This is a genomic window from Chryseobacterium pennipullorum (assembly GCF_003384725.1).
GTDB lineage: Bacteria > Bacteroidota > Bacteroidia > Flavobacteriales > Weeksellaceae > Chryseobacterium > Chryseobacterium pennipullorum.
The window spans coordinates 34,794-61,359 of record NZ_QNVV01000010.1; the positions used below are offsets into that span (position 1 = coordinate 34,794).

General features: G+C 39.6%; 23 protein-coding genes and 1 pseudogene. 9 read left to right on the forward strand and 15 right to left on the reverse strand.

Annotated features, from left to right (window positions below; genetic code table 11):
- Positions 1 to 68: 68 nt before the first annotated feature.
- From DRF67_RS22015 to catB, 9 genes and pseudogenes are all read right to left on the reverse strand, one after another.
- Complete coding sequence (locus DRF67_RS22015) at positions 69 to 431, reverse strand: Crp/Fnr family transcriptional regulator (RefSeq protein ID WP_115928580.1); 363 nt, start codon at positions 429 to 431, stop codon at positions 69 to 71.
- Between the two features lie 141 nt (positions 432 to 572).
- Positions 573 to 980 (reverse strand): cytochrome C, encoded by a 408-nt coding sequence (locus tag DRF67_RS12230; protein WP_115928581.1) that lies wholly within the window; start codon positions 978 to 980, stop codon positions 573 to 575.
- Between the two features lie 11 nt (positions 981 to 991).
- Entirely contained in the window at positions 992 to 1,252 is a 261-nt protein-coding gene (locus DRF67_RS12235; RefSeq protein ID WP_115928582.1) for a hypothetical protein, read from the reverse strand.
- 2 nt (positions 1,253 to 1,254) lie between these two features.
- Positions 1,255 to 2,250: a cbb3-type cytochrome c oxidase subunit II gene (locus DRF67_RS12240; RefSeq protein ID WP_115928583.1), complete on the reverse strand. Its 996-nt coding sequence runs from the start codon at positions 2,248 to 2,250 to the stop codon at positions 1,255 to 1,257.
- Between the two features lie 22 nt (positions 2,251 to 2,272).
- On the reverse strand, positions 2,273 to 4,012 hold the full coding sequence (locus tag DRF67_RS12245; RefSeq protein WP_115928584.1) for a cbb3-type cytochrome c oxidase subunit I: 1,740 nt from the start codon (positions 4,010 to 4,012) through the stop codon (positions 2,273 to 2,275).
- A gap of 147 nt (positions 4,013 to 4,159) precedes the next feature.
- Positions 4,160 to 4,378 carry a hypothetical protein gene (locus tag DRF67_RS12250; RefSeq protein ID WP_115928585.1) on the reverse strand — a complete coding sequence of 73 codons (219 nt, stop codon included), beginning with the start codon at positions 4,376 to 4,378 and terminating at the stop codon, positions 4,160 to 4,162.
- A gap of 239 nt (positions 4,379 to 4,617) precedes the next feature.
- Positions 4,618 to 4,761: a hypothetical protein gene (locus tag DRF67_RS21810; RefSeq protein ID WP_228435799.1), complete on the reverse strand. Its 144-nt coding sequence runs from the start codon at positions 4,759 to 4,761 to the stop codon at positions 4,618 to 4,620.
- 27 nt (positions 4,762 to 4,788) lie between these two features.
- Positions 4,789 to 5,177, reverse strand: a pseudogene (locus DRF67_RS12255) (NADPH-dependent FMN reductase); the annotation flags it as partial.
- A 100-nt stretch (positions 5,178 to 5,277) separates the two neighbouring features.
- Entirely contained in the window at positions 5,278 to 5,907 is a 630-nt protein-coding gene (gene catB / locus DRF67_RS12260) for a type B chloramphenicol O-acetyltransferase (protein ID WP_115928586.1), read from the reverse strand.
- A gap of 388 nt (positions 5,908 to 6,295) precedes the next feature.
- On the opposite strand from catB, the gene DRF67_RS12265 reads away from it, so the two are divergent.
- From DRF67_RS12265 to pyk, 5 genes are read left to right on the forward strand one after another with little or no spacing between them, the layout of a single operon-like run.
- Entirely contained in the window at positions 6,296 to 6,535 is a 240-nt protein-coding gene (locus tag DRF67_RS12265; RefSeq protein ID WP_002976354.1) for an acyl carrier protein, read from the forward strand.
- A 34-nt stretch (positions 6,536 to 6,569) separates the two neighbouring features.
- Positions 6,570 to 7,814 carry a beta-ketoacyl-ACP synthase II gene (fabF, locus tag DRF67_RS12270; RefSeq protein WP_115928587.1) on the forward strand — a complete coding sequence of 415 codons (1,245 nt, stop codon included), beginning with the start codon at positions 6,570 to 6,572 and terminating at the stop codon, positions 7,812 to 7,814.
- A 9-nt stretch (positions 7,815 to 7,823) separates the two neighbouring features.
- On the forward strand, positions 7,824 to 8,588 hold the full coding sequence (gene rnc, locus DRF67_RS12275) for a ribonuclease III (protein ID WP_115928588.1): 765 nt from the start codon (positions 7,824 to 7,826) through the stop codon (positions 8,586 to 8,588).
- The gene (locus tag DRF67_RS12280; protein ID WP_115928589.1) at positions 8,566 to 9,039 is read left to right on the forward strand and encodes an IPExxxVDY family protein; all 474 of its coding nucleotides are present in this window, start codon (positions 8,566 to 8,568) and stop codon (positions 9,037 to 9,039) included. The genes rnc and DRF67_RS12280 overlap by 23 nt, the downstream gene beginning before the upstream one ends.
- Positions 9,032 to 10,477: a pyruvate kinase gene (gene pyk / locus DRF67_RS12285; RefSeq protein ID WP_115928590.1), complete on the forward strand. Its 1,446-nt coding sequence runs from the start codon at positions 9,032 to 9,034 to the stop codon at positions 10,475 to 10,477. Before DRF67_RS12280 ends, pyk begins: the two co-directional genes overlap by 8 nt.
- A gap of 186 nt (positions 10,478 to 10,663) precedes the next feature.
- On the opposite strand, the gene DRF67_RS12290 is transcribed toward pyk, so the two are convergent.
- The 5 genes from DRF67_RS12290 to hutI form a co-directional block, all read right to left on the reverse strand.
- Positions 10,664 to 11,956, reverse strand: coding sequence for an aldehyde dehydrogenase family protein (locus DRF67_RS12290; RefSeq protein ID WP_115928697.1), 1,293 nt, complete (start codon positions 11,954 to 11,956; stop codon positions 10,664 to 10,666).
- A 138-nt stretch (positions 11,957 to 12,094) separates the two neighbouring features.
- Positions 12,095 to 13,018, reverse strand: a complete 924-nt coding sequence (gene hutG, locus DRF67_RS12295; RefSeq protein WP_115928591.1) for a formimidoylglutamase — start codon at positions 13,016 to 13,018, stop codon at positions 12,095 to 12,097.
- Positions 13,019 to 13,145: 127 nt separating this feature from the next.
- Entirely contained in the window at positions 13,146 to 15,161 is a 2,016-nt protein-coding gene (locus DRF67_RS12300) for a BCCT family transporter (RefSeq protein ID WP_115928592.1), read from the reverse strand.
- 333 nt (positions 15,162 to 15,494) lie between these two features.
- Entirely contained in the window at positions 15,495 to 16,583 is a 1,089-nt protein-coding gene (locus DRF67_RS12305; protein WP_228435801.1) for a DUF695 domain-containing protein, read from the reverse strand.
- A 1-nt stretch (position 16,584) separates the two neighbouring features.
- Positions 16,585 to 17,811 carry an imidazolonepropionase gene (hutI, locus tag DRF67_RS12310; RefSeq protein WP_115928593.1) on the reverse strand — a complete coding sequence of 409 codons (1,227 nt, stop codon included), beginning with the start codon at positions 17,809 to 17,811 and terminating at the stop codon, positions 16,585 to 16,587.
- A 289-nt stretch (positions 17,812 to 18,100) separates the two neighbouring features.
- Between hutI and ruvB the strand changes: the two genes are divergently transcribed.
- Genes ruvB through coaE form a run of 4 tightly spaced genes read left to right on the forward strand, consistent with a single transcriptional unit; the run spans position 18,101 to position 21,286 of the window.
- Positions 18,101 to 19,123 (forward strand): Holliday junction branch migration DNA helicase RuvB, encoded by a 1,023-nt coding sequence (gene ruvB / locus DRF67_RS12315; RefSeq protein ID WP_115928594.1) that lies wholly within the window; start codon positions 18,101 to 18,103, stop codon positions 19,121 to 19,123.
- A gap of 32 nt (positions 19,124 to 19,155) precedes the next feature.
- Positions 19,156 to 19,767, forward strand: a complete 612-nt coding sequence (locus DRF67_RS12320) for an FMN-binding negative transcriptional regulator (protein ID WP_115928595.1) — start codon at positions 19,156 to 19,158, stop codon at positions 19,765 to 19,767.
- A gap of 13 nt (positions 19,768 to 19,780) precedes the next feature.
- Positions 19,781 to 20,647 (forward strand): MBL fold metallo-hydrolase, encoded by an 867-nt coding sequence (locus DRF67_RS12325; RefSeq protein ID WP_115928596.1) that lies wholly within the window; start codon positions 19,781 to 19,783, stop codon positions 20,645 to 20,647.
- 9 nt (positions 20,648 to 20,656) lie between these two features.
- Positions 20,657 to 21,286 (forward strand): dephospho-CoA kinase, encoded by a 630-nt coding sequence (gene coaE, locus DRF67_RS12330; RefSeq protein WP_115928597.1) that lies wholly within the window; start codon positions 20,657 to 20,659, stop codon positions 21,284 to 21,286.
- Between the two features lie 125 nt (positions 21,287 to 21,411).
- Here the strand turns inward: coaE and DRF67_RS12335 are convergent, their stop codons facing one another.
- Entirely contained in the window at positions 21,412 to 26,253 is a 4,842-nt protein-coding gene (locus DRF67_RS12335; protein ID WP_115928598.1) for a fibronectin type III domain-containing protein, read from the reverse strand.
- Positions 26,254 to 26,566 lie beyond the last annotated feature (313 nt).

Sequence of the window (26,566 nt, forward strand, 5' to 3'; positions counted from 1 at the left end):
TTTTCATATGGTAGGGAAACGAAACCATACAGTTATAAGGTTTCGTTAGTACTGTCATTAATATTTCATCATTCCAATAATACGGTCCGAAAGATCTTGTGATAAATTTCTCTGCAACAACATATACTGGTAATACAAACGGTCCGATAATGCTTTGCATAAAGCAGCATAGAGCTGAGGGTATATATCAAGCATGCATAACGCACCCTCAAAACAGAGCAGGATTCTAAGGTAATGGCATTTATCAGATATGTCTTATCTGTAAAAAGTAATGAGTCTACAAAGTTCTGGCCTTCAGAAATAATATTTTGCACAAACTCCTTTCCATTTTCTGTAAAGTTGCTGAGCTTTTCCTTACCTTTCACAACCCGATAATAATAGGGTATACCGCCTTCCTTAAAAATTACTTCTCCGGGATTGTACTCCTTTATTTCAGCTCATGCTGAGTATAAAAAATTTTCGCTGATAACCATAATACTTTGTTTTTGATGTTACTTAAAATTTCAAAATACAATCACCTCAGTAAAAATTATTGCATCACCAGGCGATACTGCTTTATAATGTAATTTCAATTATTGAATATTGGCACTTGTAACTTCATAATAAAGAGCCCATCCGATAAATAAAATAATAATGATCCAGATCCAGAAAGGAATCGTCTGTGGTGTTTCACTTCCGGTGATGATAAAACTTTTCTGATTTCCCTTGTCATAGGCGTTGATCATCAGTGATACTGTTCCGTCTACAACATCTTTATTTTTTAAACCCTCAATTCTGATGGCAGGGCCGTTAGCTACTGTAAAACTGATATTCCTTATTCCCTCTCTCCCGGTAGGAGATTGGCTTACGATCTTCAGTATATGCTCTCCATCTGTTAATTTCTTCGTATCCAGGTCAAAGACAATCGGAGTATCGAGCTCCGCAATAGGAACGGAATCATCATCTACAAAAAGAAAAATTTTGCTACTGTCCTTAGTCATGTGGTTTCATTTTACTGTAAAAAAGTATATTTGATATGGCTTTTATCCTTTTCACCTGGCTTTACCAGATATTTAACTGAATAAAAGAATGCAAGCAATGTTATTAAAATAACAATCCCCACAATAAACCAGTCCCAGTCACTTTCCGGTCCGGTTCCGTGTGTCAATTCCTTTGTGATTTCCGGCTGTTGACTTTTACAGGCGTCACAAGCTGAAATATATGTTGCAGATAACATTAGAACTAATGCTATTACTTTCTCTGAAATTTTCATATCTATTTAATTTTTTCCATTATAACTTTTATTTCGTCCAAGGTCACCTTTTTCGCATTGTTGCCCCAGCTTGTTCTTTCATGATTAATGATGGCCGTCACATCTTCTGCGGTGAAATTGGCATTGGTTCCTACCGGAGGCATCGTAGCAAATTCCGGTCTGGGGTCATAGCCTTTCATAATAATCGTTACATACAACTGAAGATCTCCACCAGTGGCTACAGGACTTCCTTTCAAAGGCGGAAATGCTCCTGGAACACCTTCTCCGTTTGCCTGATGACACGAAGCGCAATTCGCTGTGAAAAGCTCTCCCCCATTCGGAAGATTCTCTCCGCCTGGTGCTCCGCTTTGGTCTTTCTTTGCCTGTTTATACAAAAAGTCCGGGACAATCGATTTGTCAGTATAATCTGTCTGTTTTAAAGATTTTAAGTACGCAACAAGCAGTAAAGCTTTTTGAGTGGCAACAATTTTTTTCCCTTTATTTTTTAAAAATTTCTGGGGTACTTTCACTTCCACATCACCTGGCTGCAGATAATCTCTTTCTATAAACAAAAATTCGTAAGAAGGCATAATAGATGCCTCTATAGCCGCTCTTGGCTGAAAAAGATGTATAAGATGCCATTCTGCACTAGGTTGCCTTTCTCCTACACTTGTAAGATCCGGTCCGGCACGTTGTGTCCCCATGAGATTGGCAGTATTTCTCCAGAAATCTGTCCTCCGGTTAATTGCAAAATCTGCAGCAATACTTGGTCTTTTGCCGAAAACATTATCCATTTCCACACTTCTTACCTGTTGGGTATGGCATGCGACACACCCATTTTCTATATAGACCATTTTCCCTGCTCTTTCAGCATTAGTTAAAACTTTTGCCTGTCGTGGTAAGGGATTGTTAATTTTTTGATTTTCCATAGCCGGAATAATCGCAATATAAAAGGTAAGAAACAGAAAGAGCGCAAGTGCTGATCCGAAAAGTATTCTATGATCATTTAATAGCATCATAACTGATTTTTTTTAGGTTTAACTATGTATTTCCCAACTGTCTTTTTGCCGCTAATATTTCTGCTGGGGTTCGCGGGATAATTATTTCCTGTTTTTTTGTGATCATCCGATAAAAATTGTAAGCAAAAATGAGATGGGAAATCCACATGAAGGTTCCCCCTATCGCGCGCCAGAGCCAAAACGGAAACATATTGATAACACCATCTATAAAAGGCTTTTTCTTCATCCACATCATTCCGGTTTGTGTCCCGCCGATCATGAGCGCAATCACATAAATTAATAATCCGATCAATGCCAGCCAGAAATGAATACCTACAAGTAATTTTGGAGGCTCTTTTCCTGTAAGCCTTGGAATTAATGTATAGCAAAACGCCCATAGCATGAAAGTGATAATTCCGTACATCGTTAAGTGAGAATGAGATACGGTAAAGTCTGTAAAGTGCCAAAGTAAATTGGTATATCTGAAAGCCTCTACCGTACCCTGAAATGATCCGGTAAAGTAAAATATAATGGCCATAAAATAAAAAGGCAGGGTGTAGCTTGTTTTCAGCTGATACCAGGCCCCGTTGAAAGTCAGCAGAAAATTTGTTGTGCCCGCTGCAACGGGAATCAACATTCCAACACTTGCGATAATAGCAGTTGTTTGTAATCTCCATGGGATGGAACTGAAAATAAAATGGTGGGTTCCGATTAAGGTGTAAAACAAGATATGGGTCCAGAAAGCTAAAGCTCCCAAACTATAAGAATAAATGGGCTTATTAAGCTGTTGCGGAAGAAAATAATACATCAGCCCCAAGTTGATCATCATAAACCACATTCCAATGGCCTGATGCATATAATATCCCTGCGTGATCGTTTCACCAACACCATCCTGCCAGACCGGAATATACCCAACTAAAATAACAATGACAACAAACATAAATCCGGAAATGATATACCAGTTTGATATATAAATTTCTTTAACGGTCCTTTTAGCAACAGGCTTAAACAAATTATGTGTTGAGACTGCAACGCCAATTCCAAAAGTGATCATAATAGGCCAGATATATTCACGGTATTCACCACCGCCGTTATTTATTCCGGCTAATAAAGAAATTGTTCCCGCCAAAACGGCCGCATTGATAAGAACCAAAGAGACATAACCTTGCCGGATGCTATGGTTTTCAACATTACTCACTCGGGTCACAACATAATATGACAAGCCAACCATTGCCAGCGAGGCCCAACCCCAAAATACAGCATTTGTATGAGCAGGTCTCAATCTTCCGAAACTGAGCCAGCTGGTATGCTCCACATCCGGGGCTACATATTTTATACCGGCATACAAACCAAAAGTTGTTCCTATTATTAGCCATAGTATAGCAGTTCCTAAAAACCAAAGAATAAGCTTTGTAAGTTCCGGTGACACATAATTGAGAAAAGAGGAGGTTCTCCTCTTAATAGGGAAAAATCTAAACTCTTCAACAGAATTGATATTTCTGATGACCCCTTTTTCATCAGCGGGTGAATGATTTCCAGAGAGTTGGTTTTGTTCCTGTTCAAAATTTAATTCTTTCTCTCTTTTTTCGTATTCATTCAGCTCTTCGGGGTTGAGATCTTTTATTTTCTTCCGGATTTCCGAAGATTCTCTTTGCCTAAGGATATTTGAATATATTGATAAGAATTTAAGAACAACAATAATCAAACCTGCTATAATAATGATTAACATTAAAGCCAACGTAATCTGAATACCGGTCTGACCAAATAATGACGGTTCTGCCATAATAATAAAAATAATATGGAATTAGTAAATAATAAAAGTTCAAAAGTAGCTTTTGAAATAGTCAGTATCAATGCGCTTTCTTACTTAAGAACAGCATCAACCCGCTTCCATAAAATGAAAACGTAAGCAAACGTTATCCGTAAATGATTATTTGCTGTTCTTGATAGAATCTACATCGTACGCTGTGCTATCCATCGGCAGCGTATTATCACCCGAGTCCGGGGTTACCTGAGCAGATCCGGAGACCATGCTGTCTCCAGTATTGAAGGTACCTGTACTGGTAGATTGAGGCTGTTGCTGCTGCTGTTTCGTACAGCTAATGATAAGGCCGGCAGCAAATAATGTTAGTGACAAGAATAGTTTCATAGTATCAAATTTTGTGGTGTGTGTAAGTCAAAGGTATGAAGATGTAATACGTTAGTTTATGATCCTCATCATATTACCGGCTGATGTTCCTTATAAGGATTCTTACTTGCAGTATTTCGGCATCATTGAAGCAGCAATTGATGACCCCGTCTTGAAAAGAGTATCTGGATCCTTGAAAAAATGCCCTTAAAAGGTATACTTTTCAGGGCTTTTTATTATGTCAGTGTTTTATATTGGAATTACAAACTGCTGTTTTTCGTAAACCACTCAATATAAGCATTTACCGCTTTTTGGAGAAAATCCCTGGTATCCTCATCATTCAAATTTCCATTTTCATCCCACACCTTATTGATATGCGGAAGATAAACTTCCGGCTGCTGCATGGCAGGAATATTAAGAAAAACCAAGCTTTGCCTTAGATGGTGATTGGCCCCGAAAGCGGAAAGATTACCTGGTGAATTACTGAAGACAGCTCCCGGTTTTTGTCCCAAACGCTTTTCCCTGCGGGCCTGGATCCAATATCCAAAGCATTTTTTAGTGCTGCCGGTACAGATCTGTTGTGTTCAGGGGTAATAAAAATTACACCATCGATATTTTTAATTTCATTTCTAAATATCACATAGCTTTCGGGAACCTGGTTATAATCATCAAAATCCTGATTATACACTGGCAGATTGTCAATGGAAATCATTTTAAATTCAAATCCTTCAGGAGCCATGGGCACCAAGGCTTTTGCAATTTTTTTAGAGAAAGATTCTTTTCGTAAACTTCCTGCGATAAGTCCGATTACTTTATTCATAATATTGGTATTTAGGTGATCTTGATCTTATCTAGCAAAAACAATGCGAAAGCGTACAAAGGCAAGCTTTTCAAAAAAAGCTCACTGGAAAGCCTTCCAGTTATCTTAATTTCTTAAACCATTCATAGAGCAGATCGATATCCGGAGAACACAGCGTTTGTACTGCGTCCTTCAATAAAGTTTCATCCCATTCCCACCATTTCATCTCCAGCAGCATGTCAATATGGCGCTCACTGAATCTCTTTCTGATGAGTTTTGCAGGGTTCCCCCCTACAATGGTGTAAGGCTCAACATCCCTGGTAACCAGGGCACGGCTTCCTATTACAGCTCCATCCCCGATCCGGATTCCCGGCATGATCATAGCCTCTGTCCCTATCCAGACATCATGACCAATAACCGTATCACCCGCGGGCTGAAAAGCATCCAGGGCCTCTCCAAAACACTCCACTTCTGACATATAAAAAAAAGGAAAACTGGATATCCAGTCGTAGCGGTGCCCCTGATTGCCGCACATGATAAAACTTGCACCTGTTCCTATTGAACAGTAGGAACCAATAATCAGCTTATCTACATCACTTCTATCCGGCATAAGATACCGGGCACAATCATCAAATGAATACCCATGATAATATCCTGAATAATATGAATATTTACCGGCAATAATATTGGGATTCTGAATATGGTCTTTTATGATTTTGCCTTTAAAAGGACTTTCAAAGAAATTTTTCATTTTTTAGCTTTTGATTATAACAATAGAAATAACGGAACAGTTATTTACCGTTCCTTAAGAAATCAGATCTATTTGTTGAAAAAGCTAACGTGTTAATTTCATACTCAACAAATGTAGCTAAAATTATCATTCTTTTTTACTGTCCACCAGTGAAATACAAGAGAGATACTGCTATCATAGATAATCTCTGCTGGAAAATAATTCATCTTTAGAACATTAAAAATTCTCCTTCATAGATCTGCATCAATCTAAACACCTGAAAACTAAAAGACTAAAACTTCATATGCTAAAATGAAAGCTGCTGGTCCACAAAAAAGACTAAAAAAATGTTTTATCGTAAAGAATTTTATATATTTGCACCATCTAACAATTAAAAAAATAATTTACTATGTCAGACATTGCATCAAGAGTAAAAGCTATCATCGCTGATAAGCTTGACGTTGAAGAAACAGAAGTGACTCCTGAAGCTAGCTTCACTAACGATTTGGGAGCTGATTCATTAGATACAGTTGAATTAATCATGGAATTTGAAAAGGAATTCAACATTCAAATCCCTGATGATCAAGCTGAAAAAATTACTACTGTAGGTCACGCTATCGCTTATATCGAGGAAGTAGTAAATAAATAATATTCTTCAACAAAAAAGAAATTAAACAAAGTTTATGGAATTAAAAAGAGTAGTTGTAACAGGATTTGGAGCAATAACACCCATTGGAAATAATGCAACTGAATACTGGGAAAATCTTGTAAAAGGTGAGAGCGGTGCCGCTCCGATTACTCTTTTTGATGCCACAAACTTTAAGACAAAGTTCGCTTGCGAAGTGAAAAATTTCGATCCATTACAGCATTTCGATAAGAAAGAAGCAAAAAAAATGGACCGAAATACCCAATTGGGACTTGTTGCCGCCAGAGAAGCGGTAACACATTCCCGAATTATGGAAGACCAGGTGGATAAAAACAGAGTCGGCGTAATTTGGGGTTCCGGAATCGGAGGTTTAGAGACTTTTGAAACTGAAGTGCTTGGATGGGCCAATACGGAAATTCCGAGGTTCAACCCATTCTTTATCCCTAAAATGATTGCGGATATCACTCCGGGACACATCTCTATCGAGTACGGTTTCCACGGACCAAATTATACTACTGTATCTGCGTGTGCCTCTTCAGCAAACGCTTTAATTGATTCCAAAATGCTTATCCAGCTTGGAAAAGCAGACGTGATTGTATGTGGGGGCTCAGAAGCAGCCGTTACAGCAAGTGGTGTTGGTGGATTCAATGCAATGATGGCACTTTCTACAAGAAATGATGATCCTAAAACGGCTTCGAGACCTTTTGACAAAGACAGAGATGGATTTGTACTGGGGGAAGGTGCTGGATGTATCATTCTTGAGGAGTACGAGCACGCGGTAAAACGTGGTGCAACAATTTATGCAGAATTGAAAGGAGGAGGTCTGAGTGCTGATGCACATCATATGACGGCTCCACATCCTGAAGGCCTTGGCGCTTATCTGGTAATGAAAAGCTGCCTGGAAGATGCAGGCTTAACTGCTGATGAAGTAGACCATATCAACATGCATGGTACCTCTACTCCATTAGGAGATATTGCAGAATCCAACGCAATTTCAAAATTATTAGGTGAGCACGCTTACGATATTCAGATCAATTCTACAAAATCAATGACCGGTCACCTTCTGGGTGCTGCAGGTGTAATTGAAGCTATCGCTGCGTTGGGAACAATTATTCATGGTACTGTTCCTCCTACTATTAACCATTTCACTGATGATGAAAATATTGACAGCAGACTAAACTTTACGTTTAACACTGCTGTAAAGAAAGATGTAAAAGTAGCCATGAGCAATACTTTTGGATTTGGCGGGCATAATGCTTGCGTTCTATTTAAGAAAATCTAAATTCAATGAATGGAGTTACAGAAATACTTTTCTAAATTCCTTCTCAAAAAAAGAAAAAGACAATTAACGGAGAGAGATTATTTTCTTAGTACCGAGCTTACTAAAGTATTGGGTACTGAGGTACAAAACATTGCGCTTTACCGGGAAGCCTTTTCTTTAAAAAATTCTTCTAAAAATCAAGACAGCAATTATGAACGGCTTGAATTTTTAGGAGATTCTGTTTTGGGTACAATTATTTCTTGTCATCTGTTCCAGACCTATCCCCAGGCTAATGAAGGGTATCTGACACAGATGAAATCTAAGATTGTTAATAGGAAAAACCTTAATAAATTAGGAGAAGACCTTAAGCTTACCAGCCTTTTGCAAAAGCAGAACAGCTCCTCAGCTTTAGGTGAAAACATTTCCGGAAATTTATTTGAGGCCTTAATCGGTGCCGTTTATCTGGACTTTCATTATGATACCTGCAAAAGGATCATTCTGGAAAAACTTCTGACGCCTTCTGAAATTAACAAGCTTGAAAATAAAATTGTAAGCTACAAAGGTCTCCTGCTTGAATGGAGCCAGAAAAAGAAGGTGAATATAAAATACGAAACCTGCGAAGAAATACAGGTCAATAAGTCTGTTGTATTCAGGTGCCACGTATGGCTGGGAGAAGAAAAGATTGCCAATGCAACAGAAACTTCCAAGAAAAAAGCAGAGGAAAAGGCAGCACAAAGGGCGTTTTATATTTTAAACAAAAAAGAAAATATACTTGGAAATTCAAAAACTTTATGATCTTGATGATATAGAATTTGAAGATATTGCCATAGGATTGGTAAGATTAGCAAAAGATATACCTGCTCATGAGTTTTTCTATAAAATAAATCAAACCAACAACCTCAGTTTTTCCAGAAAGAAAGATCTTGTTTTTCACGGAGGGTATTACGATTATTTTTTTCCAAGGTTCGAAGCCTACCACAAGTTTTCCAAAACCTGTTTTACCTTCATTTCCAACAAATCTTCTGAAAGTAAGCAAAAAAAAGTTCAGACTGAACTCTTTACAGAAGAAGAAAACATTAAATTTTTATTAAATAATCAGGTAGATGTGGAATATATTCTGCATAGTTCGGAACAGTTTCCTGATTTTTCCGTAATTTTGCTCCCTGAAAATCTTGTTTTTCCAATTCAAGATTATACATTGAGTTCTGAAGAGGAACTTTATCAAATTATCCAGTATTATGAATAAGTATTTAAAGAAGACAAAAATTATCGCAACACTAGGACCTGCTTCATCATCGAAGGAGGTAATGTTAGATCTGATGAAAGCGGGTGTTGATATTTTCAGAATAAATTTTTCACATGCAGATTACGACTTAGTTCGAAAAAATATTGAAATAATTAGAGAGCTAAACAGCGAATATGGTTATTCCGTAGGTATTTTAGGGGACCTTCAGGGGCCTAAGCTAAGAGTAGGTGTTGTAAAGGAAGGATCGTATCTGAACCCTGGTGACATTCTTACATTCACCAACGAAAAGATGGAAGGAGATTCCACGAAGGTGTATATGACGTACCAGCAGTTCCCACAGGACGTAAAAGTAGGGGAAAGAATCCTTATTGATGATGGTAAGCTGGTACTGGAAGTTACAGAAACCAATGAAAAGGATACTGTAAAAGCTAAAACCATCCAAGGTGGGCCTCTAAGCTCTAAAAAAGGAGTAAACCTTCCCAATACACAGGTTTCTCTTCCTGCCCTGACTGAAAAAGATATTCAGGATGCCAACTTCATGCTTGATATGGAGGTAGACTGGATCGCTCTTTCTTTCGTACGTCATGCACAGGACATCATTGACCTTAAAAACCTAATTGCCAGCCATCCTAACGGCAAGTTCAAAACTCCGATCATCGCGAAGATTGAAAAGCCTGAAGGAGTGAAAAATATTGATGAAATCCTATTGGAATGTGACGGATTGATGGTTGCCCGTGGTGACCTTGGAGTGGAAGTTCCTATGGAAGAAGTTCCTGCTATTCAGAAAAACCTGGTAGAAAAAGCAAGGTTCTATTCTAAGCCGGTCATTATTGCTACCCAAATGATGGAGACCATGATCAACAGCTTAACGCCTACAAGGGCCGAAGTAAATGATGTTGCCAACTCTGTACTGGACGGTGCGGATGCGGTAATGCTTTCCGGAGAAACCTCTGTAGGGAGATATCCTGTACAGGTTGTGGAAAACATGGCAAAAATTGTAAAAAATATTGAGACTACACATTTTTATCAACATAAGAACGAACCTATCGAAAAAGATTATAACTGTATCGACGAAAGGTTCATTACGAACAGGGTATGTCTTGCCGCGGTAAGAATCGCTAAAACAACTAACGTTTCGGCTATCGTGACCCTTACCCATTCAGGGTATACAGCTTTTCAGCTGGCAGCTCACAGACCCAACTCTCATATCATCGTATATAGTGGTAACCGAAGAGTTATTGCTATGCTGAACCTTCTTTGGGGTGTTCACGCCTATTATTATGATATGAAAAAATCTACAGACGAAACCATTATTCAGGTAAATATGCTGACGCATAATTATGGATATATAGAAACAGGTGATTTCGTTATCAATATCAATGCAACGCCATCCTATGAAGGTGGGAAAACGAATACGCTGAGATTGACAACAGTATAAGCAGTAAGCAGTAAGCAGTAAGCAGTAAGCAGTAAGCAGTAAGCAGTAAGCAGTAAGCAAAATTACTTTTTGTCAAACATAAAAAACTCCTGGAAATTGATTTCCAGGAGTTTTTGTTTATCATATAAAATTGTCATCATCAATACATTGTACTTTTTACATGGTACAATAAACAATCGTACAATCCTAATTACCTACAATAGTCTTAGCTGTTACGAATTCTTTTAAAGCCAACAGGGAGAGCTCTGTTCCATATCCTGAACCCTTTGATCCTCCAAACGGAAAACGGGGGTCGGAACTTGTCATTCTATTGATGTTAACGGTTCCTGATTCCAGGTTTTCAATGAAGAACATCTGACGGTTTTTATCCTGAGTCCAGACAGAGTTTGACAATCCGAAAGGAATATCGTTGGCAATCTGTAAAGCCTCTTCCTGATTTTTAGCCGTCATTACCATTCCCAAAGGACCGAAAAGTTCTTCTTTTAAAATTGGATTTCCTTCCTGAACTCTGATTAAGCCCGGCTTAAATTCATTCTCGGAAATTCTTTCCAAAGGAATGATGATTTCAGCCCCATTTTCGAGCGCTCTGTTGAATTGGGCTTCCAGTTCGTCGGCAAGGTCCGGTCTTGCCATTCCTGCTAATCTGGTTTCCTTATTCAAAGGATCTCCAACTTCATATTTTTTGTATTCTTCAATAAATTTCGGTAAAAATTCTTCTTCAATTTTTTCATCAATAATAAATCTTTTGGCAGCTGTACAGGTTTGCCCGCAGTTTTGAAGCCTTGATTTGACGCCTGCTTTTGCAGCTTCCGTAAAATCGGCATCATCAAAAATGATAAAAGCATCACTTCCTCCTAATTCCAGTAAAGATTTTTTGATATTTAGACCTGCTATGGAAGCTACCTCGCCACCTGCTTTGCCACTGCCAGTAAGACTCACTCCTTTCACTGTATCATGCTCAAGAATTTCTTTTACCACCTTATGCCCCACTTCAAGATTCTGAAAGATTCCTTCGGGAAAACCGGCTTCCAAGAGAACATCTTCAATAGCATTTCCGCTTCCAAAGCATATGGAAGCATGTTTTAAAACCACCGTATTCCCTGCTAAAATTGCCGGAACAGCAAATCTCAGCACCTGCCAGAAAGGAAAGTTCCACGGCATTACTCCCAGAATAACTCCTTTGGGAGCATAATGAACTTCTGAATAAGAAAATTCAGATTGAATTTTTTCGGGCTTTAAAATATTCTCAGCTTCTGCATAATAATTCATCATCAAAGCGCATTTCTCTACCTCTGAGATAGATTCTGAGATGGGTTTATTCATTTCTGTTGTAATGATCTTCCCGAACTTCTCCGAATTATTTTTTAAAATCCCTGCTGCTTTTGCAATTAACTTCTGCCTTTCCTCAAACGGCACTTTTCTCCACACTGAAAACGCTTTATCTGCTTTAATAAGCTTGCTTTCAATTAATTGTTCCATAATAATAATTTCTGTTTTAAATTCAGCTAACGAATTTATAAGCGCTTTCATTTTAAAAGCACCGTGAAATCAGCAAATTCTATTCCTTAAGGATCAATAAAATAATGATTTTCTCTATCGGAAGAATATAGCTTTATCTTAAATCATCAGCCATTCATTTACCAGACATGCTGCGAGCCTCGCCGTTCGGTCCTGAATATCCAAAGAAGGGTTAACCTCAGCTACGTCCAGTGCAACCAGTTTTTTATTTTTTAAGATATGCCTGTAAAAATGCATAAAGGTTGCATCTGCAAAGATACCATTATATGCGGAAGCAGAAACCCCTGGAGCAACAGATGCATTAAAAACATCCATGCAAATGGTAAGGTAAGCAAAGTCTACAGTATCCAGAAGATCATTGATACGCTGATAAATGGAAGGAAGGTTTTCGAAAAAAAGCTCATCAGCCAGAATATATTTCATGCCGTACTGGTGGGCGGTATCAAAGAGTTTTAAGGTATTGGAGTTCCTCTGTATCCCGATATGAAGAGAATTGATGGGACCTTCCTGGGCAATCTGCCAGAATCCTGTACCGGAACTTGCCCCTACTCCTTTTTCGGGTTGCCTGTTATCAAAATGAGCGTCGATGTTGATGATCCCGATTTTTTGCTCAGGAAAGGCTGTTTTAACGCCCAGATAATGAGCATAGGTCACTTCGTGTCCTCCACTGAGCACAAGAGACTTTCCGCCTTTTAAAAGTACTTTTGAAACTTTTTTGGCAAGGGCATTCTGAGTAGTTTCCAGATGACCGTCCTCACAGGTAATATTTCCAAAGTCCAGCAATGAGAAATCCGGAAGTACCACCGGAAAATTAGCCATATTTTTTCTGATCACATCAGGAGCTTCTTTTGCTCCCTGCCGCCCTTTGTTCCTCCTGACTCCTTCATCCACGGCAAAACCATGTAAAACGAAATCGTTCGTTGAGATACGATCATAATTGTGTTCTTCTTTTACTCTCTGAAATAGTCTGTGGTAGAGAAGCTCATCTCCATCCATTCTACCCTGCCAAATGTTTTGAAACATAATTTTTTAAAAATTCAATTTTAGTCACATCATTATATTCAGTAAAGCTAACCAATATTGTCTATATAAAAAAACTACGGCACCATATTCTACAAAGAATTCATTCTAAACAGTATAGTGTCTTTTTTTAGTCTTTATTCTGGTTGGCATTGCTGCTTACAAACATCTCATTGCGTTCTTCTGAAATTATTTCCAGAAAGCGTTCATAATGTTTCAACACGTCAGAAATCAGCTCATTTTTGGTAAAATACTGTACATCATAGCCTTCTCTTCCGTCTCCGAAATAGGATCTTGGATAATGGGTTTTATTATCTTCAAGGTCAGGAAGATTTTCTTCTTTCATTATGTATTCAGAAACTGTTTTCACCCGATTCTCAATCCCATAGATGAAATTATTAACGACTCCCTGATGAATTTCTATTTCTATTCTGGCTGGGTTTTCATAATGGTTGATCTTCGCTTCTATTCCATTGGCAGCAAATTCCTGCTGCAGATCAGTAAAGGCTTCTCGCCCTTTGATCTGTATAAAATGATTCACGGAGGAATTATCTTTGAATGAGACAATATTCTTCAGACGTTCTTTCCAAAATTCCCCGGACCATGGCACAGTGGAGGCTGAAAAGTTTCTGTCATAATATTTCTGGTCGATGATAAGACCTTTCATCAGGCTAACGATGAATAGCAGAACAATCACTGAGAACGGAAGCGCTGTAATCAGCGTCATACTTTGAAGCGCCTTTAAACCTCCTGCATTCAGTAATAACAGGGAAAGAACGGCTAGCAATACTCCCCAGAATATAATCTGCCATTTGGGGGATTTGACGGCATTTTTAGTAGCAATGCTGTTCATGACAAATATTCCTGAATCGGCGGAGGTCACAAAAAATATAATGATGATAAGAATCACAAAAAATCCTGTAAAAGCCGAAAGAGGCATATATTCAAGAAAACGGAACATTAAGGCATCAGGATCTGCAGCGAATTGGCTCAATTGCCCGTTGGCGACATTCAAATCAAACCATATTGCACTGTTTCCAAATACAGACATCCAGATAAAATTGAACAGCGTTGGCAGTATAAGAACAGCCAGAATAAACTCACGGATTGTTCTGCCTTTGGAAATTCTTGCAATAAATAGCCCTACATACGGCGACCACGAAATCCACCATGCCCAGTACAGGATGGTCCAGTCATAAAACCATGGTAATGCATTTTTTTCGTAGACATGGGTATTGAAAGTAAGATTGAAAAAATTATTGATATAATTACCCAATCCTTCAGTGAAACTTCCGATGAGATAAACGGTAGGCCCCAGGATCAGCACAAACAGCAAAAGACCAATAACGCTTACCACATTGATATTACTGAGAATCTTAACCCCTTTATTCACTCCGGTAATGGCAGAAATTACAGAGAGGGAAATAAGAAAAACCACGATAATCACCTGATACATAAAACTGTTCTCAGGAGTAATGTGAAGTATGTTTAATCCTGAACTGATCTGGACAACCCCAAAACCGAGCGTCGTTGTAATTCCAAAAAAGGTACAGCAAAGGGCAAACACATCAATGGCATTTCCCCATTTTCCATTAATTTTATCTTTCAGCAGCGGATAAAAACAGCTTCGCAACGAAAGCGGCAGTCTGTAACGGTAGGCAAAATAAGACAGAGAAAGCCCTACAACACCGTAAATAGCCCAGGCATGAATTCCCCAATGGAAAAAAGTATACAGCTGTGCCTGTTTGGCCCTGCTTACATAATGATTGTCGGCAAAAACCTCAGAAGAATAATGCTGCATAGGTTCGGCAACACTGAAATAAATCAGACCGATTCCCATTCCGGCCGCAAAGAGCATCGAAATCCAGGAAAAGAAAGAATATTCCGGCTTACTGTCATTAGCACCCAGCTTGATGTTTGCATATTTGCTGAACAGGAGGTATACCAAAAAAATGACAAAAAGCGTCACTGCCCATACATACACCCAATTTAAATTAACAAATATGAATTGTTTAATCTCATTCAGGATACTCTCCGTCTGATTGGGATAGAGAGCGGAAAGAAAACAGGTTCCTATAATAAAAAGTAAACTGGGAATAGTGACCCCTTTGTTAAAAGTAGATCTGACATTTTGAAAATTCATCATTTTTATTTTCGTGTTAACAATACTGAAAAGTCAACCTGGTAAGCGATATAGCTGTAATGAAAGTACCGGAAAGCAGAAAATATCCAGGTTTTCTACCATCTCTCATGCACTTAAAAACTATAATAACTGCAGCTATTTTAGTACAAAATCACCGCAACCGCGGCACAATATAAGGAAACTGATATAAAAGTACGAAAAAGATGAATGACTTTATGATTTCGTCCGGATACTTTTTGGCGGCTCATTATGTCATTGAACATTCTGATCCCGCTATTAAAAAGCAAACGTGGGAAGATCTCCCACGTCTGTTATTTTTTTCAATGACAATTACATTTAATAAGCTGCATAATATTTAAAATACTGCCAGTATTTGTCTTTAAAGATTCTGTACGATATCCTATATTCAGGGTTGTCCTTTTTTAGGGTATTAAAAACTTTTGAAATCTTTCGAAAGTCTTTTCCAACAAAAAAACTGTCCTTCTGATTATCTGCACTTTCTCTTCCGATATAGAGGTACCCTTCTTTTTTAAGATCTTCGACCGCTTTATCTTCAATATTGCTTAACTTTTCAAAATCTTCTTTTTCCGGAAGACCATCATTGGCATCTCCATTATAATGCATTTTAAGAATGCACACCCAGGGATAAGAAGCCGTTGCCTCGTACTTAAGCAAACCGAGATTCATACAGGCAATAAGTGGCCGGTCGTTTTCCAGATGAGCTCTCAGAATAGAAAACTCTTCTTCTTGATCAGCTCTTTGAGTAGTTCTGTACTTTTCTATAAACTCCCTTTCTCTCCAATCCAGAAAATCTTTCAGTTTTTCTATCGGAATAAGCTCTTTCTGAGCCTCGTCTATCCCAATAACGGCAAAGGTATCGATCTGCGTGGCAAAGTTGAGTTCTCCGAGAACATTGTCCAAAAAAATGCATACACCTGTGGTCATGGCATTTTTATTTTGAGCGTTACCATGATAAACAAAAACGAGATCAATTTCGTCCGGATACTCTTCCTGCTCATTGGCATAGAAAGATATATTGTCCTTGTTGAACTGATTATCATCCAGGTTGACATTTACTTTCTGAATATCAATGGCCGGTTTTAAAGCCGTGAATTTCCAGTGCGCAAGTTCAGGAGCCTCTTCAATAAGTTCTTCCGCAAAAGCGATATTTTTTATTTCACCATCCACTGTAATGATGAGTTCAGCCGTGGCTTCATCACGCATGCCCGTCAGAAAATAATACCCGTCTTTTATCTCAGTAAGCCTCGGAGAAATGACATCAAAAAAATCTTTTTCGATCTCCTGCTGGGCACCATTTTTAACGACATTATAGAAATCTTGTTCTCTTGTCAGAAACCAATCCCAAAAGTTTATATACTCATTTCTTTGTGTATCCTTCTGTTCCTCCATATTCTGATAAATCATTTTATTCTACACGACTTCCGTTGATATAAACATTCGTGGCTTTAAGGCTGCCCTGATGATAAAGAACGTTTTGAAAGTTATCAGTGGAAAAAGTCACAAAATCAGCTTTTTTACCGGCCTCCAGCTTTCCTCTGTCTTCCAGATTAAGTGCATAGGCTGCACGGTAGGTGATTCCTGCGAGGACTTCAGCGGTGGTTAGTTTTTGGAAAGTAGCTAAAATGGAAGCCTGTGTGATGAGATTTCCCATAGGGGCTGATCCCGGGTTCCAGTCACTGGCAATGGCTAGGATAGCACCAGCATCCAGTAATTTTCTGGCTGGTGTAAACTTTTCTCCCAGCCCGAGGCTTGCGCCAGGAAGTGCAGTGGCCACGGTATCTGACTCTGCTAAAAAATGAATATCTTCATCTGCAGTTGCTTCCAGATGGTCAGCAGATTTCGCACCTACTTCTACAGCAATTCTGGAACTTCCGGGAGTAAATTGATCTGCATGTACAGTGATTTCAAAACCCAAATCCTTCGTTTTGAGCAGGAATTTCTTGCTTTCTTCAGGCTGAAACGCCGATTTCTCAATAAAGATATCAACCCGCTTTGCCAAATCTTCTTCTTTTACTTTCGGTAAAATCTCAGTGACAATATATTCTAAGTATTCGGAATTACTGCCATCAAAATCCCGTGGTTTTAAATGGGCGGAAAGACAGGTAGGAACTAAAGTAGCCTGCGTAAACTCCTGCGCTTTTTTAATCATTCTCAGCATTTTGAGCTCATTCTCCACATCCAGACCATATCCGCTTTTTATTTCTATGGTGGTAATTCCAAGTTCTACCAGAAAAGCTATTCTTTCCAACAGGGTTTTCAACAATTCCTCTTCTGAGGCATTTCTGGTATGCTGTACAGAACTCCAGATCCCTCCACCACTTTCAGCAATTTCAAGATATGTTTTTCCTGCATTCCGCATCGCAAAATCATTCGCCCGATTCCCTCCAAAGCAGATATGGGTATGCGAATCTACAAAAGCAGGCAGCACCACCTGTTCTCCTTCTATATATTCGATATTGATCGTGGGATTTTCATTTTTCAGCGTTTCAAAATCCCCGGTTTTATAAATGTTCTGATCATCGATCAGGATTCCTCCATCCTCAATGATTTCAAGTTGCTCATCAGTAAGTTTTCCTCTCAGTGGTAAATTGGCAAGCGTTACCACCTGCCTGAATGGTCCTATTAATTTCATGTATTAAGGCTAAAGGTTAGAAGATGAACTGTTCTATAAGGTATGACATCCGACATTATGACAGATTACAGCCACAACTTTATTATTCCGAAGAAAGCCATACGAGATACATCACAAGTTCAAAATTTAATTTTCTACCCAAAAATACTTAAAATATCTCAATTTCCCGGTCCATCTTCTTGTAAACCTTCAGCACCAATCTCAATCATCATCACAAATTCACCTTTTCTGAATCTACCCTTCAACCTTAGTCTAAATTTCCTATCTTTGAGGTAAATGAAATGAATTAATGCCAGATTTTTTACATCCAGACAAGGAAAACTACTCACACGAGGAGCTGATGCAGGAAGAGCAGATCCGGCCCCAAAGCTTTAAAGATTTTGCGGGGCAGAGGAAAACGCTGGAGAACCTTGAAGTTTTTGTTTCCGCAGCCAAGAGAAGAGGCGGAGCACTAGATCATGTCCTATTGCATGGCCCACCAGGTCTGGGAAAAACTACCTTAGCGAATATTATTGCCAACGAACTTGGGGTAAACTGTAAGATCACTTCAGGTCCTGTTCTGGATAAACCCGGAAGCCTGGCAGGATTGCTGACTAATCTGGAAGAAAATGACGTTCTTTTTATTGATGAAATTCACCGTCTTTCTCCTGTAGTAGAAGAATATCTGTATTCTGCGATGGAGGATTACAAGATAGATATTATGCTGGAATCCGGCCCCAATGCGCGAAGTGTGCAGATCGGCCTGAATCCTTTTACCCTTGTGGGAGCAACCACCAGAAGCGGTATGCTTACCAAGCCTATGCTGGCCCGTTTCGGAATCCAAAGCAGGCTGGAATATTATTCCATTGAACTGCTTTCCATGATTATTCAGAGAAGTGCCCGGGTACTGGGAGTCGTTATTTATGAAGATGCGGCCATTGAGATTGCAAGAAGAAGCCGGGGAACACCCAGAATTGCCAATGCACTGCTGAGAAGGGTAAGGGATTTTGCAGAAATCAAAGGAAATGGTGAAATTGAGATTAACATTACGAAGTATGCCCTAAACTCCCTCAATGTAGATGAATTCGGGTTGGATGAAATGGATAATAAGATCATGCGGGTCATGATTGAAAATTTCAGAGGAAAGCCTGTTGGCATCTCAGCTCTGGCGACTTCTATTGGTGAAAATCCAGAAACGCTGGAAGAGGTATATGAGCCATTTCTGATTCAGGAAGGCTTTATTATCAGAACTCCGCGAGGAAGGGAAGTGACTGAAAAAGCATATCGTCATTTAAATATTTCAGTTCCTAAAAATCCGGGAGAATTATTTTAGTCCGGGATATAAGGTTAATCAGAATTTAATGTATGTTCATACCCAAATTATACAGAAGTGAAGATTTGGATCTGATGAAAGAGATCATCAGGGAAAATTCGTTTGCTTTACTCATTTCTTCGGTGGATAAGATCCGGGCGACACATTCCATGATGATGCTCAATGAAGATGATCCGGAAAATGTTTATATTGAAACTCATATTTCCAGAGCGAATCCGCAGGCTAAACACCTAAAAAACGGAGATGAAGTTCTTTGTGATTTTCTGGGTGCCCATACGTATATTTCCAGCAGCTGGTATGACCATATCAATGTTTCTACCTGGAACTATGAGGCGGTACAGATCTATGGCTGCGTTGAGCTGATGAACCACGATGAGCTGTATACCCATTTGGACACCTTAACATCCAAATATGAAAAGTTTCAGCAGTGTCCTATGATGGTGAAAGACATGGGAAAAGAATTTGTAGAGAAGGAAATGAAGGGTGCTTTCGGTATGAAGATAAAACCTACTGAGATATTTATCAAGCAGAAGCTTTCCCAAAACAGGAAGACAAATGATTTTGTCAACATCATTTCGCAACTGGAGCATGATGATGAAAATGCAAAAAAGGTTGCTGAGAAAATGAAATTAATAAAGAAATAATCAAAATATACATATGAAGTTATATCCAATACAATGTGGAAAATTTAAACTGGACGGCGGCGCTATGTTCGGAGTCGTCCCAAAGAGTCTGTGGGAAAAAACTAATCCTGCAGACGAAAAAAACCTGATCGAGCTGGGGACGCGTTCCCTGCTTATTGAAGACGGCAAGAAACTGATTCTGGTAGACTGTGGTCTTGGGAACAAACAGGATGATAAATTCTTCGGCCACTACTCTTTGTGGGGCGATGACAGTCTTGATAAAAATCTAAAAAAATACGGTTTCATAAAGGAAGATATTACCGATGTATTCCTTACCCACCTTCATTTTGACCACTGTGGTGGAGCTATAGAATGGAACGACGACAGAACCGGCTACAGGCCGGCCTTTAAAAATGCACAGTTCTGGACTAATGAGAATCACTGGCAATGGGCAACAGAACCCAATCCAAGAGAAAAGGCAAGCTTCCTGAAAGAGAATATTATGCCGATGCAGGAAAGCGGACAACTCAACTTTCTACCTCTTCCTACTACCGGAAACTATGGCTTTGCTCCAGATCTGAAGATGGATGTCATCTTTGTAGACGGACATACGGAAAAACAGATGCTTCCGGTGATCCAATACCAGGAAAAAACGGTTGTTTTTGCAGCGGACCTTATTCCTACAGCAGGACACATCAACCAGGTGTATGTAATGGGATATGATACAAGACCTCTTTTGACGATGGAAGAAAAAGGGAAATTCCTGAAACAATGTGTAGATAATGAATATTTACTGTTCTTTGAACACGATGCCCATAATGAGCTGGCGAGTCTCAAAATGACAGAGAAAGGAGTAAGACTTGATGAGACGTTCACTTTTAATGATGTTTTTGGATATTAATTTTTAATTATGGAGGAATTGCATTCAGAAACACAGAAGACAGAACCGGAACCAGCGCCCAAGATCATCGGATTAACAGGAGGAATTGGTTCAGGAAAAACTACAGTAGCCCGGTTCATCGAGGAATTTGGTTTCCCGGTTTATTATTCCGATGACAGAGCCAAAACCATCGTCAATGACAATGAAGACCTGAAGATAAAAATCAAAGACCTGCTTGGTGCAGAGTCTTATGATGAAAATGGTCTGTATGACCGGAAATTTGTTGCTGATAAGGTATTTAATAATCAAGATCTGCTCCACCAGCTCAATGAGATTATTCACCCTGCAGTGCGGATTGATTTTGAAGATTGGATAAAGAGGCAGACCAAATATCTTGTTTTCAAAGAAACGGCATTATTGTTCGAGCTTAAGCTCAACAGACAATGTTATAAGTCTCTTCTCGTAACCGCAGAAGACAACATCAGAATAAAAAGGGTAATGGACAGGGACGACAAAACCTACCGCGAGGTACAGGCCGTCATGGAAAAGCAAATGCCTGAGAAAGATAAAATCAAAATAGCAGATTGTATTATCTACAACAATACGAATCTGGAAGAATTAAAAGAACAGACCGAAAAAGTCGTCTTTAGTATTGACTAAAATAAAAACCCGCTGAAAAAATTCTCAGCGGGTTTTTTAGGGTTTGTAATCATTTTAACCCCAATCCATCTATAAAAGATAAGCCTCCATTTCTGGAGGCTTATTCTATTGGAAGTTTATCGTATTTATTCTTTAATAAATTTCTTTTGAGCGGTAGTACCGTTATCGTCAATGTCGATCACATAAACGCCATTTATGAGTCTGCTTACGTTGATCTGGTTGTTCAATAGGATACCATCTGCGATTACCTGTCCGGCTGCATTGTAAATTTTGTATTTCGCTTTTTTGCTAATATTCTTCACATGCAGTATGGTGGTTACCGGATTCGGATAAATCATGATTTCAGTCTGATCAATAGGATTCGTTACTCCTTTTTTAGAGATTCTTACTGTATAATCTTCAACTTCCCCGTTTTTCATGTTGGTACAATTGACTGGAATACCATCTCTGGACATTGCCACTCGCATGACTACATATTTGTAATCAGTCATACTTACAAAGGCATCTGCCGGCACACTGAATGTACCTGACACCGGAGAGTTAGTATTTGGTGGTGAAGTAAATACTTTTTCATTGATATCAAATTCTCCATTTCTGTTGAAGTCGATCCATACTGCAATTCCTTCGTTGTATGTATTTCCGGTCCATTTTTTCTCAATGGTAATCTCGTTATCAGTAGATCCCTGGATCATCTCAATGAACGTCTTAGGAACGCCTGTATAGTCTGTATACGTTGATGCTCCGGACTCGTTGGTCATGGTAGGTTTTCCATTCGGTTTCACTGTAACCTTAGAAATATGTTCTCCTGTTGAGCTTTCAGAAGCCATCTTACAGTAGATCACTGTAGGCGTTGTGAAATAGTATGGAGGAGTATAATTTCCAGGTGTACCGTTACAGATATTTACCACCTGCATTTCATACTTCGTCATTTCGGTAAGACCTGTCAGCACCACATTATTGATTGGTGTCTGTACTTCCGTCCAGCTAGGAATACCTACTTTTCTATATCTTAGAACATACGTTGCTCCAGGGAAAGCATCCCATTTAATTTCTGCCGATGTAGGCAACAACTGAGTAATCGTTAATCCCGGAGGCGGAATTTCACATATTCTTTCTGTTGTAAATACTTTAGGGTTTGAATATGGATTTATAGTCGTTTCACCTACACATTGGTTGGCAATCTGAACTTCATAAGTAGTATAAGGTTCCAAAGGAGTCACACTACCCAGTACATACGTATTTGCAGGAGCGGCTGGCAACGCAATATCAGGATTCGGCCATCCGGTTGTTCCTACTTTTCTCCATCTCATTGTATACGTAGAGCTTGCCGCAAGCGGAGACCAGGTAATCAATGCCGTAGTTGGAGTGATATTACTGATGGTCACATTCGGAGCGGTAGGATCACATCTCGTTACAAATGTTTTAATAGCCGTTGGTGTACCAACATTTTCGCCACAAATGGCAGCAATTTCAACTTCATATGTTGTCGCCGGTGTCAATCCGTTGATCGTTAATGGAATGTTACCCAGCAATGTTGAAGCATATACCTGCGTCCATGCTGTGGTACCCTGCACTCTATATCTTACCACATAACTCACGTTATTCGTTACTCCCGTCCAGCTGATGGTAGCAGAGTTGTGTGTACGTGTAAATGTAGGCGCATTAGGCGTAAGATTGCTACACGGTCTAATCATTACTTTGTAATCCTCTACTTCTCCGTTGACAGCATTCTGGCACATTACCGGAGCACTTGTACGCTTCAATACCACTCTCATTGTAGTTCCTAATGCCCCTGTATAAGCAGTGCCCGGAACAGCAAAGGTTGTTTCAACCGGTGTTGTCGTACTCGCTGGAGAGTTGAAGATACGTTCGTTGGTATCAAACGTTCCGTTTCTGTCAAAGTCGATCCATACAGAAACCGCATCATTACTTGTTGAGGCATTCCAGCCTTTAGCCACAGAAATTTTATTATTCTGAGAATTAAGATCTAAAGTAATAAGTGTTTCCGGTGTTGTATAGCTGAAATAATTAGTCTGAACGGATGTATTACTCATAACCGGAACTCCTGCATTAGAAGAAGTAACCGTTACATTTGAAATGTGATCGTTATTTCCGCTTCCCGTCATCGGGCAATATGATAACGGAGGCGTCGTAAACTGTGTTGAAGTAGAGAACGCTCCCGGAGTACCGCTACATATGGTAGATACCTGTACTTCGTATTTAGTCTGTTCAGTTAACGGTGTTGCAGGATTTGTTGTATAAACGTTTCCTGGAGCCGGTACCGGATTGATGGTCGTCCAAGTACCTGTTCCCACTTGTCTGTATCTTACCTGATAAGTCGCGTTTGTTGCAGCCACCCATGAGAAAGTAGCGCTCGTAGCAGTAAGATTGGATACCGTAATATTGGTGATTGGAGTTGTAGAACATGGAGGTTCATCAATTAGTCTCACCGCATAATCTTCTACTTCACCATAATCAAATGTCCCGAAAGATCCACACGCTGTAGGGGTGTCATACTGCTGCATTGCTACACGCATACGGGTAACAAGTGGACCTGTATAAATGGCAGGATCCGGAGGAAGTGCAACGGTAAAGTTATTATTGGATACCGGTGTCGTGGTATTACTTGTAGAAGTAAGAATCTGCTCAGAAGCTTCAAAGACACCATTTCTGTTATAGTCTATCCAAACGGCAACTCCATAAGAAGATGTAGAACCAGGCCAGTATTTGGTAACACTGATTTTATTTCCTGCTTTACCTCTTACCAGGGTAATTAATCTTGTAGCATCTGCCGAATAATCTTTATATACGTCATATCCTGACTCACTTACCATAAGCGGAGCTCCAGTAGGAGTTACCACTACCTTACTGATGTATCCGTCTGATGTCGTATTGGATGGCGTGTTATCACAATACGTAAGCGCAGGAGTGGTAAAATTCACACTTGGAGAAAATGCTCCTGTACCTCCACATATCGTAGCAATCTGTACTTCATATTGAGTAGAGTCTGTTAAGTTGTAAAGATTATAGCTGCTGGTAAGCGGAGTTGTTATATTGATGGTAGCTCCCCATGGATCTCCAATTTTTCTATATCTTAACTGATAGGTTGCCCCGTTGGTCGGCGTCCATGAAACAATAGCCGAACTTGCTGTAATATTGTTTATGGCAATATTCGAAGGTGGAGCCGTTGAACAAGGCTGCAGTTCTACACCAGTAAGTCTAAGCTGTGGAATCTTTTCAAATCTATAGTTTCCATTCGGTGGAGAAACAGGATCCGGGTTGGTACTGTCACTTTGATACAGAATACCTCTGTTTGTTCCGGCAGTATAGCCTCCCCATTCAGCTTGTGAAGTATAATCCGGTGTATTTTCATCTACAGCGACTACGATATTGCTGGTTCCGTCCCACAACAATGGACTTGTTAAAGGTATCGTTACCCAGGTTCCTGCAGTCATCGTAGGAAGTGTGCCGGACCAAACCTGCTTCAGAGAATTGAACGGCACCCAGCTTGAGGTCGTTCCAAAATTATTCTGAGTGGTATTGGCCATATATACAACCCATTGGTTATATCGTCCCTGATCAGTTCCGGGAGAGGATACATAAAACTTAATTTCAGTAATGAATTTACCTGTTCCCACAGCACCCAGCACTTCTGCTGCCGTATAAATCTGTTGGGAGTAGTTATATCCATAGTTGGAGTTGATAGGAAGCTGGGAAACAGTGTCTGATCCCGACCCTATCTGTCCCGGAGTAAATGGAGGTCCTGCCACCCAGATACTTTTATCGGTCCCGGAACACACAATTCTCACCCACCAGTAATACGTAGTTCCGGATACTAAAGGCGACAATGTAGCCGTAGTTCCCGTTGTAATTACCTGTGAAGGGGTGGTTGCCGCTGTAGGCGGTGTGTTGGTTGTACTATAATAAAGCTCATATCCACCAGCCGGTGCCGGGGTCGGAGCTGTCCAGTTTACAATTGCATTCGCAGGAGTCAATGTCCCCACAGATAATGCCGTGGCCGCTAAAGGTGGGCATGTAGGCGGTGTAAGAAAAGAAATAGGACCAGTCCACTGGCTCTGCTCTGTTGCGCTACATCTCGCTCTTACCCATGCATAATACGTAGTATCAGGAGTCAATGGTGAAAGAGTAGCTGTAGTTCCTGTAACGGTCTGTGAAGGAACCGTAGCCGCTGTGGGAGGAGTATTGGTTGTACTGTAATAGACATCGTATCCTGCAGGAGCGCTGGTATAAGGTGTCCAGTTTAGCACCGCTGTTGCTGGAGTAATTGTACCCATGCTTAAGGTTCCTCCGGGTTGCATTCCTATACACGCAGGAGCTGTACCTAAAGTAAGCTGAATATTCGGTCTGTTGGCGTTAACAGTACCGGTAGTTGTTGTAGGAGGTGAACTATCCGTTTGTATATACATATGCTTCGACGTAGACGAAGTATAGGTGATATTAGGTGCCGAACTTCCCGTTCCTCCTCCATATGAACCAAAGTTGGTTTCTACCATTACCACCAGGTTGTCTGTCCCGTTATAAGTAAAAGGAACCTGCAGCTGGAAGGTATTCCACCCCACTACGATACTTGGCATGTTTCCACTGAACACATAGGTTGCTCCAGTAGTGATATCCCCCCAGGTTTGCGAGGTAAGCGTTGTTGTTGTACTCGGTACGGTTTTAATATAAATTTTTACCGGGATATTGGCGTTCATTGTAGATTTGGCATTCCATCCTACCGACAGAATACTTCCGGCCCCTCCACCTCCTGCAGTAATTTCTGCCGCAGTGTAAAGAGACGCAGACCGTTCAAACCCATAATAAGAGCCCAACGGGTATCTCTGGCCCGTTGTTCCTGTACCAATTGTAACTATTTGTGCCTGTACAAACAGTCCGAAGACAATACAGAGCAAAGTAATGAGCACCCTAAAGGGCCTGCCCATTTTACAGAGTAAAAGTCCACTCATATTTTTTGTAATTTAATAATGATAACAATAGTAAAGTAATTGTAGTATTTTTATTTTTCGTGTTCAAATTAAATTTTTGAAACACTGACGATTACAGATAATCTGCATTGAAAAGAATAATTTTTAATTCATAGGCTAATATTTTAATAATTACACAAATCTAATCATTTTTTCATTATAATATATTCATTGAATCGTTTTTTTATAAAAATTCCATAATAATAACACATATGATTTGAAATAAAAAATAAAGTAAAACAGCAAAAATTTTACCCATTATTGATTTTTTTTATTTTCCAGGTAATTTAAAACA